At 40.5% G+C, this 13029-nt stretch carries 12 protein-coding genes; 4 read left to right on the top strand and 8 right to left on the bottom strand.

Annotated elements, in window-relative coordinates:
• Positions 1 to 626: 626 nt before the first annotated feature.
• Positions 627 to 2003, bottom strand: coding sequence for a histidine--tRNA ligase (hisS, locus tag BUE31_RS10700; RefSeq protein ID WP_073403287.1), 1377 nt, complete (start codon positions 2001 to 2003; stop codon positions 627 to 629).
• A gap of 127 nt (positions 2004 to 2130) precedes the next feature.
• Between hisS and BUE31_RS10695 the strand changes: the two genes are divergently transcribed.
• Positions 2131 to 2631 (top strand): GNAT family N-acetyltransferase, encoded by a 501-nt coding sequence (locus BUE31_RS10695; protein WP_073403285.1) that lies wholly within the window; start codon positions 2131 to 2133, stop codon positions 2629 to 2631.
• Positions 2632 to 2684: 53 nt separating this feature from the next.
• Here BUE31_RS10695 and BUE31_RS31005 read toward each other — a convergent pair whose 3' ends face one another.
• The 5 genes from BUE31_RS31005 to fumC form a co-directional block, all read right to left on the bottom strand.
• Entirely contained in the window at positions 2685 to 2828 is a 144-nt protein-coding gene (locus tag BUE31_RS31005) for a hypothetical protein (RefSeq protein ID WP_159440661.1), read from the bottom strand.
• A 69-nt stretch (positions 2829 to 2897) separates the two neighbouring features.
• Complete coding sequence (locus BUE31_RS10690) at positions 2898 to 3332, bottom strand: low molecular weight protein-tyrosine-phosphatase (protein WP_073403283.1); 435 nt, start codon at positions 3330 to 3332, stop codon at positions 2898 to 2900.
• Between the two features lie 98 nt (positions 3333 to 3430).
• Positions 3431 to 4228 carry a S1/P1 nuclease gene (locus BUE31_RS10685; protein WP_073403281.1) on the bottom strand — a complete coding sequence of 266 codons (798 nt, stop codon included), beginning with the start codon at positions 4226 to 4228 and terminating at the stop codon, positions 3431 to 3433.
• Positions 4229 to 4242: 14 nt separating this feature from the next.
• A complete protein-coding gene (locus BUE31_RS10680; RefSeq protein ID WP_073403279.1) occupies positions 4243 to 4770 on the bottom strand; it encodes a hypothetical protein in 528 nt (175 codons plus the stop codon).
• Positions 4771 to 4830: 60 nt separating this feature from the next.
• A complete protein-coding gene (gene fumC, locus BUE31_RS10675; protein WP_073403277.1) occupies positions 4831 to 6228 on the bottom strand; it encodes a class II fumarate hydratase in 1398 nt (465 codons plus the stop codon).
• A gap of 191 nt (positions 6229 to 6419) precedes the next feature.
• Here fumC and BUE31_RS10670 point away from each other — a divergent pair, with 191 nt between their 5' ends.
• Positions 6420 to 8243, top strand: coding sequence for a sensor histidine kinase (locus BUE31_RS10670; RefSeq protein WP_159440660.1), 1824 nt, complete (start codon positions 6420 to 6422; stop codon positions 8241 to 8243).
• A gap of 6 nt (positions 8244 to 8249) precedes the next feature.
• Positions 8250 to 9005 (top strand): LytR/AlgR family response regulator transcription factor, encoded by a 756-nt coding sequence (locus BUE31_RS10665; RefSeq protein WP_073403273.1) that lies wholly within the window; start codon positions 8250 to 8252, stop codon positions 9003 to 9005.
• 70 nt (positions 9006 to 9075) lie between these two features.
• Here the strand turns inward: BUE31_RS10665 and BUE31_RS10660 are convergent, their stop codons facing one another.
• Both BUE31_RS10660 and BUE31_RS10655 read right to left on the bottom strand, forming a co-directional pair.
• Positions 9076 to 10317, bottom strand: a complete 1242-nt coding sequence (locus BUE31_RS10660; RefSeq protein ID WP_073403271.1) for a glycosyltransferase family 87 protein — start codon at positions 10315 to 10317, stop codon at positions 9076 to 9078.
• A gap of 191 nt (positions 10318 to 10508) precedes the next feature.
• Complete coding sequence (locus BUE31_RS10655; protein ID WP_073403268.1) at positions 10509 to 11426, bottom strand: tetratricopeptide repeat protein; 918 nt, start codon at positions 11424 to 11426, stop codon at positions 10509 to 10511.
• A 115-nt stretch (positions 11427 to 11541) separates the two neighbouring features.
• On the opposite strand from BUE31_RS10655, the gene BUE31_RS10650 reads away from it, so the two are divergent.
• Positions 11542 to 12759 (top strand): serine hydrolase domain-containing protein, encoded by a 1218-nt coding sequence (locus BUE31_RS10650; RefSeq protein WP_073403266.1) that lies wholly within the window; start codon positions 11542 to 11544, stop codon positions 12757 to 12759.
• The last annotated feature ends 270 nt before the right edge of the window (positions 12760 to 13029 follow it).

Raw genomic sequence — 13029 nt, 5'->3', positions numbered from 1 at the left:
AGTATCAACGGTTAAGGTAATCTAAATAGAATAGTATAATTATATATATAGTATATTTTTAATAACTACCTGTCTGTTTTATTAAACTATAAACTCAATATCATTTAGTAATACTGATCTTATACACTTTTATATTGCAATAAATGGTTGTTGTATTGCTGTATCGTTAGGTATTATGCAATACAGGTGATACAAGCGATACAGTAATTCTCAAAGGGATATCTATAAAGTATATTTTTTAATCATTGTATCGCTGTATCGTTAGGTTTATGCGATACAGATGATACAAGCGATACAGTAATTCTGAAAGGGAAATCTATAAGTTATATTTTTTGATTATTGTATCGCTGTATCGTTTGTATTGTGCGATACAGGTGATACAAGCGATACAGTAATTCTTAAAGGGATATCTATAAGTTATATTTTAAATTATTGTATCGCTGTATCGTTTGTATTGTGCAATACAGGTAATACAAGCGATACAGTAATTCTTAAAGGGATATCTATAAGTTCATTCCAAAAGCCCACCGCATCAATACCTGTTTAGGTACCACAAGGAGGCTGTCATCTGGATAGGTTAATTAGCAGATGGAGAGCTTAAATAAATTCAGGATCCTATTCCCTTTTTATTTGCTGATAATTTCCAGGATCTGATCAGCGCTGCATTTTTCCTGCAGACCTGTTTGCATGTTTTTAATAGTTAACAAGCCGCTTTCAATCTCGTCGCTGCCAATGATAATAGTAAATGGAATATTTTTATTATTGGCGTAATCAAGCTGCTTTTTAAGTTTAGCCCCGGCCGGATAGAGCTCCGCAGTAATCTCTTTTTTGCGCAGTTGCTGCAAAATCGGCATGGCAAACTTTTCACCGTCCTTATCAAAGCAGCAGATCAATAATTGGGTGGACTGACTTGTTGCTTCGGGGAAAAGGTTAAGCTCGTCCATTACATCATAGATCCTGTCGGCACCAAAAGAGATGCCAACACCGGTTAGTCCTTTTAAGCCGAACATCCCGGTAAGGTCATCATACCTGCCGCCACCGCCTATGCTGCCCATGGCTACCTCATTGGTTTTTACCTCGAAGATGGCCCCGGTGTAGTAGTTTAAGCCGCGCGCTAAAGTTATGTCAAGTTCTAAGCTGGCAGTTATTAGTTGGCAGTTGGCAATATAATTGAATACTGTTTCCAGTTCCTCACAGCCTTTTAAGCCGGTTACTGAACTTGCTAACGCGCTGCGCAGGCTTTCCAGCTTTTCACTGTTTGATCCTTCGAGCAAAATAACAGGCTTTATTTTTTCAATATCATCTGCGGTAAAACCACGATCCATCAGTTCTTTTATCACGCCATCAAGACCAATTTTGTCCAATTTATCAATGGCTACAGTCAAATCAATAATATTATCAGCTTTGTCTATAATTTCGGCAATGCCTGATAGTATTTTTCTATTATTGATTTTTATGGTGAAATCTTTTAATCCAAGCTTGCTTAAAGCTTCGTCATAGATCAGCACAAATTCAGCTTCGTTCAATAAACTGTCAGAGCCAACCACATCGGCGTCACATTGGTAAAATTCACGGTAACGGCCTTTTTGCGGCCTGTCTGCACGCCAAACCGGCTGCACCTGGAAACGCTTAAAAGGGAAAGTGATCTCGTTTTGGTGCTGTACTACATAACGGGCAAAGGGGACGGTGAGGTCATAACGGAGAGCTTTCTCTGCTATCTGGAACGCAAGCTTTTTACTATCAGTTGTGATGTTTGATTCGCTGATCCCGGCATCAGATAAAAAATCTCCGTTGTTAAGTATTTTGAAAATTAGCTTATCACCTTCTTCTCCATATTTACCAGTTAGGGTAGATAGCTTTTCCATCGACGGCGTTTCTATCTGCTGATAGCCATACTTGCGGAATACGCTTTTAATGGTATCAAAAATAAAATTACGCTTCACCATTTCGGTAGGTGAAAAATCACGGGTGCCCTTTGGTACGGATGGTTTGATGGATGCCATAGGGCGCAAAGGTACTTTTTATAGTTGAAAAGTTGGAAAGGTTATAAATGTTGAAGAAGCTAAAATGTTATAAAGTAATGACATGGGATTTTAAATTTAACGCCATTGTTGATTAAATTTGAACCCAATGAACATTATAACCCAAACCCCGAGAATTATTATTCGCTTATTTGAGCCTGAAGAAGAAGAAATGTACCTGAGTCTTTATAACGACGAAAGGGTGATGTTATACTTGCCTTTCCGCAGCAGGGAAGAGCATATTAAAATATTCAGAGAGCATCTTGTTACGGGTCCGGTTGGAAGCGTTACCGGTCGTTGGGGACTATTTAATAAGGCGGATAATGATTTTATAGGAATGTGTTTATTACGGCTTTTTGATGATGGCAGCGATAGCATTGAGTTGGGGTATGCGTTACATTATAACCATTGGGGCAAAGGCGTAGCATCTGAAATGGCTGACGCACTTTTAACTCATATGCGGAATATCAACCAGGCGGCAAAGTTTGTAGCTGTGACCGACCTGGGCAATATCCCCTCACAGCGGGTGCTTGAAAAAGCCGGAATGAAAAGAGATGGGAATTATTTCAGAAATGGGGAGGAATTGGCGTTTTTTAGGAGCCTGATCTAAAATTGATTTAAGAAATATGAAGCAGAAATAATACTATAATAAACTATGTTTGTTTAGTCTTCATTTAACAACTTATTCAAATGTTCTTCGGTAAGGCCGTTTTCTTCTGCTTTTCTACCTACCTCGTCTAAAAACAGCCAAAAATCGTCGGTGTTCTTTGCTGAAATGTCATCTACTTCAAAAACTATTCTGTCCATATTCAAATAGTTGTTATAAATCAAATATAGCTATTTACAGGCTTAATTTAATATTATAGGAATATGTAGTTAGGTCAATTGTTTAATTATCTCCTTACACCCCTTCTCAATCATTTGAAAAACAGGCTCAAACTGGGTATCGTCATAATATGGGTCGGGTACTATTTTATCGACCAGTAATAAGCGCACCTTTTTTCTGTCCTCCTCGTTTCGGGCCATGGAGAGTATATCGCTAAGGTTGCTTTTATCCATCACAAAAATGTGATCATACGTATCAAAATCACTGATCCTGAACAGGCGGCAAATTTGTTTGCTGATATCTATCCCATGTTCGCGTGCAGTGCGGGTTGACCGGCGGTCAGGGCCTTCACCCACATGCCAGTTGCCTGTACCGGCAGATTCGATCTCCCAGTCAAGTCCCTGCTCATTAGCAAGGTGCTCCATTATCCCATGAGCCAGCGGCGACCGGCAGATATTGCCGAGGCAAACCATTAGTAGTTTCATTGTGAATCAGTTGATTAAGTGAGTGGTTGATTGGGTTGATTAAGTTGAATGTAGCTAAGTTTTTTTAACTCAATCAACCACTCACTTAATCAACCCAATCAACTAAATAGTTGATTTAGCACCCCTGCTAGTCTTACGCCGGCTTTAAGCAGTTGGTTGTTCAGGGTATCAATGTGATTAAAATTGTATTTATAGCCGTTCAAGGTATCCCCGGGTTTTATTTCGGTGTACAGCTTTTCAGCAATCTGGTTCGATTCATAAAGCCATTGGGCTATTGGGGCTTTCTGCCACTCGTTACGTTGAGCCAGCGTAGCATGATTAATAGCGTTGGTATATTCGGTATAGCTTAATTGCTGAAACTCTATCAGCTGCGAATCCCAGATAGAATGCAGGTTTGTTGGCGTATTAAACCAGTTCACTTTAAAATCGTTACCGCCTTTGTCATCGGTATGTGCAGTATGCATGGGCTGATGAACATCCTCAATAATATGGATCAGCATCCGCAGGTAAAGTAATCTATTCTCTTTGCTCAGGTCCTTCTTTTTTAGCTCGGTTATCAGGAAGTTTAGCTTGGTATAGGCATCAACTTTGGTGTCGTGCGCTAAAAAATCCTGCATTTCAGGCAAGGTATAAGCCTTGTCAAAATCAATATAATGCCACGACGACAGATAGTTAAAATCCGGGTCTGATTTTATAAAATCGGCCCAGTTGCTGGTTATGGCTATTGACTCATTACCTAAAATTTCTTTTATGGCTTTTCTTGCCTGCGGGCTTAAATAACTGTCGGCAATTTGTCCGCAAATGCGGTGCCCCTCGGCGCCCCATGCCATTGATTGCAGCGGTGCATAAATTATGGCAATGCCTATCGCCAGTTTCTTTAAAAGGTTTGTTTTCATAACACTAATATGTTTTATAGCGGTTTTGGGACACAGGATGTTCTTTTTATTAAATGTGCGTTGATAGGGATAACGTTTGTAGTACTGGCAAATTGGATTAGTGAATCAGTTTTTTTGCTGATCTTAAAAAACTCCTCGTAATCGCCGGAGCGGAAACAGCCTTTATCATCCTTTAGGGTCATATTTGCATTGCAAAACAGGCCCTTCATGTGCAGGGTATCATGCCTTTCAGTATAGGTGCCCCGGCAATATTCTGTCCACTGGCCTTTGCTCGTGCAACTATCAGTCCCGGTACTTACTTTACTATAGGAGTGGATCGCCATAAAAAAAGAATCGCAGCTGAATTTAAGGCGATATAACGAATAGCTTACCAGTTGCTTTTGCCCGGCCACGGAGTCCTGCTGCCACTCACCCTGTAAATAGCTTTGCCCCGGTGTTTGCCTATTGGGATTGAAGCTGCACGAGGAGGTAAAAGCTGAAAGCAGGAAGCTAAAAGCCAGGAGGCGAAAGGTAAATGGCGAAAGGCGAAAGGGCTTTTGCATGAAGTGTATTTTTCAAGTCCCTCTCCTTTGGAGAGGGATTTAGGGTGAGGCACAAGGATCTTATTTTAAGCTACCAATCATATCTTCCGGACGAACCCATTGATCAAACTGCTCATTGGTGAGCAAGCCAAGGCCTAAGGCCGCTTCGCGAAGAGAAAGGTTTTCTTTCAACGCTTTTTTGGCAATTTTAGCAGCGTTTTCATAGCCAATATGAGGGTTTAATGCGGTTACCAGCATTAATGAGTTCTCCAGGTGCTTTTTAATACCGGCGTAGTTTGGCTCAATACCTGCGGCGCAATGGTCGTTAAACGAGGTGCATGCATCGCCTATTAAGCGGGCCGACTGTAAAAAGTTGGCTGCCATAACCGGTTTAAACACGTTAAGCTCGTAATGCCCGTTTGAGCCGCCAATAGAAATGGTTACATCGTTACCCATAACCTGTGCTGCTACCATGGTAACGGCTTCGTTTTGGGTTGGGTTAACCTTGCCCGGCATAATTGACGATCCCGGTTCATTATCCGGAATGTGGATCTCGCCGATCCCTGAACGCGGACCGGAAGCCAGCATACGGATATCATTGGCAATTTTCATTAATGAAACGGCTATCTGCTTTAATGCGCCATGACTTTCAACAATAGCATCATGCGCTGCAAGCGCTTCAAACTTATTTTCGGCAGTGCGGAAAGGCAGATTGGTGAATTTGGCAATGTATTCAGCCACTTTTACGTCATACCCTTTTGGCGTATTAATACCGGTACCAACAGCGGTGCCGCCTAATGCCAGTTCGGAAAGGTGGTCAAGCGTGTTTCTTAACGCTTTTAGGCCATGATCCAGTTGTGATACATAGCCTGAAAATTCCTGACCTAAAGTTAATGGCGTTGCGTCCATCAGGTGTGTGCGGCCAATTTTAACTACGCTTTTAAACGCTTCAGATTTTGCTTTCAGCGTATCGCGCAGTTTTTCAATGCCCGGTATAGTTACATCAATCACCATTTTATAGGCGGCAATGTGCATGGCGGTGGGGTAGGTATCGTTTGATGATTGTGATTTGTTTACGTCATCATTCGGGTGGATAAAGGTTTTGCCTTCACCCAGCTTATTGCCTGCTACCACATGGGCGCGGTTGGCAATAACCTCATTCACATTCATGTTTGATTGTGTGCCCGAGCCTGTTTGCCAGATCACCAGCGGAAATTCGCCGGTTAATTTGCCATCAAGGATCTCGTCGCAAACCTGTGCAATCTGGTCGCGTTTTTCGGCAGGCAGTACGCCGCAATCGGTATTGGTATAAGCGGCAGCTTTTTTAAGATAAGCAAATGCCGCAATAATTTCCTTAGGCATAGATGCCTCAGGGCCAATTTTAAAGTTATTGCGTGATCTTTCGGTTTGTGCTCCCCAGTATTTATCGGCAGGTACCTGTACCTCGCCCATGGTGTCGTGTTCGGTTCTGAAACTCATGATGATAGTATGTTATGCGGGTGCAAATTTATAGTTTTATGTGGTTTAAAGCCAGTTGCCATAAAATTAATACATTGCAATTTTTTTAAGCAAACACTACCGGATACTAACCGGCAAAGGTTGTTTACTGTTTGGTGCTTGTGTATATTTAGCAGGCTATGCAGTTTTATATCAGCAAACAAAATTTAAATATGAAAACAATGAAACTGCTGATAAAAAAGAGTATATTAATTGCTTCTTTATCCTTTTTAAGTTTAACGGCTTTCTGCCAGGCGGGCAGAAGCGTTATTGAAAAAAACAATAATTTTAAAGTTTATGATAATTATAAACTGATAGACACCCTGAATGCAACCCATGAACAAATTACGAAAGTTCATGAGTTGCAAAGGCTAAGGCAGTTGATAAAAGAGCATTACTATTATGAGTTTCCTTATGCAGGCAACCTTGGCATCAAATTTAACAACAATGGCAACATTAAAAGTGATGTTTACGAAGGGTTGAACTGGGGCGGCAGCAAATTTTTGAAAAGCATTATTATTGACGGAGATTGCGCGGTTGAGTTATCAGCCCTTGATGTAACCGAAAAAAACGCCGCCTATTATTTATACCGGGTTATACAAAACGATAATCAGGAACTGGCGCCATGGACAAAGCCCTCCGTTTTTAAGTATACAGCCGATAAACGCTTTAAATATGCTTATTTAGGCCGGTTTAATTATGTACCCGGCCAGGTACTAAAGGTTGAGATCTATAACACTAAAAATTTCAAACAGCAGGATGCTTTACTGATTGACTGGCGGAAAGTTGAGGCTGCAAACGTTGGCGGTGTTATTCAATTTATCAGCAAAAGCTTTCATATTCCAGATAACGGATTGCTTTCAGCATGGTTAAAGGACATTAAACATCCGGCTAAAAAGGAGAAGCGGTTAATATTGGGAAAGTATGTTACCATTACTATACCGGGTTCTTTAAACTTTATAGAAACCAGCTCAATAAACGATATAAAGTTCAGGCTTGGCGATTCGCTGCAAAACATCTCTTTTGGTATAACTAATGGTAAAAGGCTTTATAATTACCGGATCAGCCTGAAAAGAGAAGTTGACGGATATACAGACAGTATAGACTTCGGTGAGACAAACGACAAATTTGTACTGTATAAAGAGTTTTGGAAAAATCCGGGTAAGTACAAAATTACCTTTACGCCAAAGATTCATAAGCATGGTGGTGAGCCAATAACGTTATTGCATAAGCTGGATACCAGCATTAACTTCACTGTATTACCCGCTTTGGATGTTAGGCATAGTATCCCGTTACGCGCAGTAATACTAATGGCTTTTGTTTTGACTGTCATTATCGCGCTGCTGTTTCTATATTATCGCAAACGGCAAAAGCGTTTCCTCGAAGCCGAAGCCCAGCGCAGGCAGATTGCCACTTTGCAGCTACAGTCGGTACGCTCACAGCTTAATCCGCACTTTATGTTCAATGCACTGGCAGGTATCCAAAATCTGATGAATAAAAATGAAATTGAGCTTGCTAATAAATACCTGGCCCGTTTTGCCCGCATTACCCGTAGTGTGCTTGATGATGGCAATAAAGAGCTAACCGCCATTGAGCATGAAGCCGACTTGCTGAACGATTACCTGCAAATGGAACAACTGCGCTTTGGCTTTACATTTAATATTAATGTGGATGATATTGACCAGCAAATAGAGATCCCGGCTATGCTGCTACAACCCTTTGTTGAAAATGCAGTTAAGCACGGGGTGTCAACTTTAAAAGACAAAGGATTGATAACCGTAGGTATTGCCAAAAATGATAATGATTTGATATTAAGCGTTAGTGATAACGGCAAGGGATTTAATGATACGCAAACAACCGGGATAGGGATAAAACTTTGTAAAGAGCGGATAAAGCTGCTGAACAGCATCTATAAAAATAGCACTATCTTGCTGCATAAAAATGTGCAAAGCAACAATGGTACGCTGATAACTGTTGAGCTAAAAAACTGGCTATAAAAGAAGATGAAAGCGCTTATTGTTGATGATGAAGCCTCAAACAGGGAAAACTTGCAGCAACTGCTGCAGGGGTACGAGCCCGATGTGGAAGTATGCGCTGTTGCCGAAGATGTTGATACCGGCCTGAAAGCCATAAAACTGCATCGGCCCGAGCTTGTGTTTTTGGATATTCAATTGTATGAGCAATCTGGTTTTGACCTGCTGAAACAGCTTGGCGAAATAAATTTTGAGATCATATTTGTTACCGCTTATGATCAATACGGAATACAAGCTGTAAAATTTGCCGCGCTTGACTACCTGCTGAAACCTATAGATATTGACGAGTTAACGGCTGCCATAAGCAAAGCCCGCAAAGCAATCAAGCAAAAACAAAAGAACGAACGCCTGGGCTATTTACTTGAATATTTAAAAGATGATAACCAAATAAGGCCCCGCATTGCCTTGCCTCTGTTTGGCGAAACGCGTTATGTAAACATTAATGACATTGTACGCTGTGAGGCCGATAATACGTATACACGATTTGCGCTTATTGGTGGGGAGCAAATATTAGTATCAAAAACGCTAAAGGAGTATGCCGATATGCTGCTCAATTATGGTTTTTTACGGAGCCATCAGTCGCACCTGGTTAATACTGCATTTATAAAAAGCTGGCTGCGGGAAGATGGCGGCAGCTTGCTTTTAACGGATGGTATTAAAATCCCCGTATCAAAGCTAAACCGGGAAAAAGTGAAGGAAATGCTGGCGGTAAAGTTTAAATTGTAAAGCCTCCCAACTCCGCTGTTTGTGTCCTCACAAACAGCTGCTCACATTGGCGGCTAGTTGAAATGTTTAATCAAATCGCTAATTTCAATTTCTCTTTAGGCCGGCAATACCATAATACCGGGATCAGCACTATGACAGCTAAAGGAAGGATTCTTAGATATAATAAAACCTCAAAAAAATGGCTTGTTATAATATCGCGCCCAATAAGGGGGGTAAAGTTAAAGCAAACAATAAGGAGGAGTATCCAAGTGAAAGGATTAAATTTCTGCTTAATAGTATCCCAGTTCAGCACAAAGAACCATGTTATATAAACAAATGCCGGAATGATATACACAAACGCATATTGTTGCTGATGTGGATATATTAAAGGAATTATTATAAATAAATAACACATTTCCCAAAAGCTCCTGGTATTATTGTTTATGGCTTTAAATGGCCTAGTACGTAAAAACACCAGTGTAAGTAATACAAAAAACAGCCTTACTATATTAAGAACTAACGTAACCTGGCTTAAATTTAGATCTAAAAAATTCCGTTTAAAGGACAACACACCGGTTGTTTTAGTAAGGTATACCGGAATTAAGGCCACAAGGCTGCTTGGGCCGTCTTCTGCTTCAACTGTCCATTCTTTGTTTAAAGGGTTAATAATACTAAACCAATCATGAATAAGGCTAAGATTTCTATCCCATCCTAAATATAAAGCCGGGATAAACAGAAGCAAGACATAAAACACGCAGGTAAGCGCTGCTGCTTTTATTTGGTTACGATAAAATAAATAACACACAAACGCCAATGGCAAAAGCTTGATATTTATTGCAAATGCAAGCAGGGCGGCTCCTGAAATATAGCGCCCTTGTTTAATAAGCTGCATGCTTTGCAAAGTGGCCCATAATAAAAAGATGGTCATTTGTACAAATCCGATATCAATCAGTATAAATCGTATTGATAGGGCTGAAGTAATAATTATCCACGAAAGTTTTTGCTTAGCGGTAAACTTTGAAACATCAAAATATGCAGCGGATAAAATCCAGGTGCGGTATAATAGATAGTAGGAAAGGAAGATCCAGAGTATTTGAGGGATAATAATAGGTAAGCTGGAAAACGGAGCCAGTAATAATGCAAATAAAGGGCTGTAATAGTATTGTAAGCCCTGTATAAATGACGGCTTGTAAATGTTTTGCCCATTTATTAATTTACCACCAGCATATACAAAAACTTCAAAATCATGGCCGACTTTAGCACATTTAAAAGCATAAAAAACCGCGAAAATAAAAAGTACTATTTTAAAATATTTGATATAATTCTTACTCATAGGAACGATGTATCTTCTAAATTTAACCTTTCTGTTTCTTAACGATTAAATTCAGAAAAACGCCAAAACTATAAATTATTAATACGTCAAAGCATTTTTTTATGCTTTAAAATGCCATGTGAAATCTTTTTAAAAACACGTTAGGTTGACCACGGCCTGTTTTATTATAGAAATACAAGGAGACAGAATTATTAGAAATTCCGCTGATTTCCATTAACCCAATTGTCCAGATCCGTCATTTGCTGCGCATTTTCCTTCGCCCATTTAGCACTTTCAGGTGTACTTAAGCTAACCAGCCTTGCACAGGCCGGCATATTTGGCGATTGTGCCAGCTGATAAAACCAGGCAACCATATATTTCCTGAAAAAATCATTGCCGGTTTGCTTTTCGGCCAATTGGCCCGTGTTTATAAATATGGCTTTTAGCTCGGCTGTTAACAGGTCGCCGGCAAAGGTGTACCTTCTTTTGCTAAAATCAGCAACGGCTTGTGTTATGGCCTGGTTTAAGGCGCTGGTATTGGCCTCAATAGCGTTTGATGCCATTTCGCCCGGTTCGGGTTTTAATGCGCCGCCTTGTAAAATATGTTGAATGTTGCCGTATGCTTCGGCGCTGCGGGCTGTGTTTGGCTCCAGCAAAATAAAGCTGCAAAAGCCCAGCAGGGCAGCTGCGCGTTTGTTTTGATGAAAGCAAACCAGGGCATACATTCGTTGAGTGCTTGCATGTTTTGGGTCGAGCTTTATGGCCTCAATTGCATTTTTCTCCGCTTCGGCGTATTGCTTATTTTTAAAATAGATCAATCCCAACAAATCGTAAGCAGCAGAGTTTAATTTGTTATCGCTTTTAACAACCTTCTGCAGGTACGGGATGCCTTCTTTTCCTTTATCCGATAAAAATAAAGAATAGGCCAGCTGGTAATCCGCATATAAATTGCCGGTATCCAGCTTTAGCGCCTGGTTATATTTTTCTATTGCCCCGGCATAGTTTTTTTCGTCATTTAGCTTTACACCTTCTTTAACCAATGCCCGCGCATCTTCATTGTTTTGGGCAGATGATTTGCTGCAAATTGTAATTATAAAAAGGCTTATCAGCAGGTATTGAAAATATTTCATAGGCTAAAATTAGGAAGTGGAATTAACTAAAAGAAAAAATATTTAAAACATTACTTTATAACTGCTGTATAATTTCTGACTTTTGCCACCGTTTACCAAGTGAGAATTTTACTTTATGAGATTAGTGTACAAGCCCATTATAATATTTACATCCTTCCTGTTTGTTTTAACCGCCTGCTCTTCTAAACAAAGTGATAAAAGCGCAAAGCTGCCCGGTACTGACCCTGATGCCCCGTTTGATACCAAAGCATTTTTAGCGTACGATGCTAAAAATGCCGATAAAAAGATTGATGAGGTTATGCAGCAGCTTCATAAAACACGCGGCTTTAATGGGAATGTACTTGTTGCCAAACACGGCAAAATAATATATGAAAAAGCAATTGGCTGGGCAGATTACCTGCACCGCGACAGCCTGAAAATAAGCTCGAAATTTGAGCTGGCCTCGGTAACCAAAACTTTTACCAGCACCGGAATATTAATGCTGATGGAGCAGGGGAAACTGAAGCTGGATGATGATGTAAAGAAGTTTTTTCCTGATTTTCCGTATGATGGTGTTACCATCCGCCTGTTGCTTACTCACCGCTCAGGCATGATGAACTATGTTTATTTTACGGATGACCTGTACCGCAGCCAGCACATTAACCAAAAAAAGGGGATCACCAATGCCGAAGAGATGGCTTTGATAGCCCAGTACAAACCAAGGCCGTTTAATAAACCTAATGCCAGGTTTTTGTACAACAATTCAAACTTTATGGTGCTTGGCTCTATCATTGAGAAAGTAAGCGGCCAGTCATATGCCGATTTTATGCAGACGCACATCTTTAAACCTGCCAAAATGCTGAATACGGCAGTTTATTCAAAGGCGGTTTATGATAAAATTCCGGTAGATGTGGTAGGACATGACAGGGGGCAATGGCGCTACTCGGTAGTCCAGAATTTTTTGGACGGCCCAGTTGGCGATAAAGGCATTTACAGTACAGTAGGCGATCTTTGGCTTTATGACCGCGCACTACGCGCCGGAAGGTTACTAAAACAAGGCACTATGGATTCGGCCTACGTTCCGCGCAACCCTATGGTTCACGGACATTTTAGCTATGGCTACGGATGGCGCATTTTTGAAGCACCGGGCAAGCAGGTTATTTACCACACAGGCTGGTGGCACGGATTCAGGCATATTTATTTGCGCGATATTAAAGATGATATTACCGTTGTACTGCTCACAAACCTTTCAAACGGCAGCCTGTTAAAGCTGGATGATCTGTTTAAGGCCGTGGGCATGCCTATAGTGCGCAAAAGTGCATACAATGGTAATGGAGATACGAGTGATGACTGATGTGCGGATGAAGAAGAAAACGATGTGCGGATTTTTGATGTGCAAATGTGCGGATGAAAAAGAGAATGATGTGCGGATTTTGGATATGCAGATGTGCAGATGAAAAAGAGAACGATGTGCGAATTTTAGATATGCAGATGAAAAAGAAAAATGAACAACAATTTTATATATTCTCATATTTGATAATTAATAGAAATTTTAAATCCGAATAGCTGCATGTTTGCCTATTTGCACATTTCTTAATCTGCACATTCGCATATCTGCACATTC

The sequence above is a fragment of the Mucilaginibacter sp. OK098 genome, assembly GCF_900142915.1.
GTDB lineage: Bacteria > Bacteroidota > Bacteroidia > Sphingobacteriales > Sphingobacteriaceae > Mucilaginibacter.
The sequence above is the reverse complement of the archived record's forward strand: the minus strand, read 5'-3'. Positions and strand labels throughout refer to the sequence as shown.

Coding starts and splice junctions, on each gene's coding strand:
- hisS (WP_073403287.1), bottom strand. CDS start 2,003: ATGGCATCCATCAAACCATCCGTACCAAAGGGCACCCGTGATTTTTCA.
- BUE31_RS10695 (WP_073403285.1), top strand. CDS start 2,131: ATGAACATTATAACCCAAACCCCGAGAATTATTATTCGCTTATTTGAG.
- BUE31_RS31005 (WP_159440661.1), bottom strand. CDS start 2,828: ATGGACAGAATAGTTTTTGAAGTAGATGACATTTCAGCAAAGAACACC.
- BUE31_RS10690 (WP_073403283.1), bottom strand. CDS start 3,332: ATGAAACTACTAATGGTTTGCCTCGGCAATATCTGCCGGTCGCCGCTG.
- BUE31_RS10685 (WP_073403281.1), bottom strand. CDS start 4,228: ATGAAAACAAACCTTTTAAAGAAACTGGCGATAGGCATTGCCATAATT.
- BUE31_RS10680 (WP_073403279.1), bottom strand. CDS start 4,770: ATGCAAAAGCCCTTTCGCCTTTCGCCATTTACCTTTCGCCTCCTGGCT.
- fumC (WP_073403277.1), bottom strand. CDS start 6,228: ATGAGTTTCAGAACCGAACACGACACCATGGGCGAGGTACAGGTACCT.
- BUE31_RS10670 (WP_159440660.1), top strand. CDS start 6,420: ATGAAAACAATGAAACTGCTGATAAAAAAGAGTATATTAATTGCTTCT.
- BUE31_RS10665 (WP_073403273.1), top strand. CDS start 8,250: ATGAAAGCGCTTATTGTTGATGATGAAGCCTCAAACAGGGAAAACTTG.
- BUE31_RS10660 (WP_073403271.1), bottom strand. CDS start 10,317: ATGAGTAAGAATTATATCAAATATTTTAAAATAGTACTTTTTATTTTC.
- BUE31_RS10655 (WP_073403268.1), bottom strand. CDS start 11,426: ATGAAATATTTTCAATACCTGCTGATAAGCCTTTTTATAATTACAATT.
- BUE31_RS10650 (WP_073403266.1), top strand. CDS start 11,542: ATGAGATTAGTGTACAAGCCCATTATAATATTTACATCCTTCCTGTTT.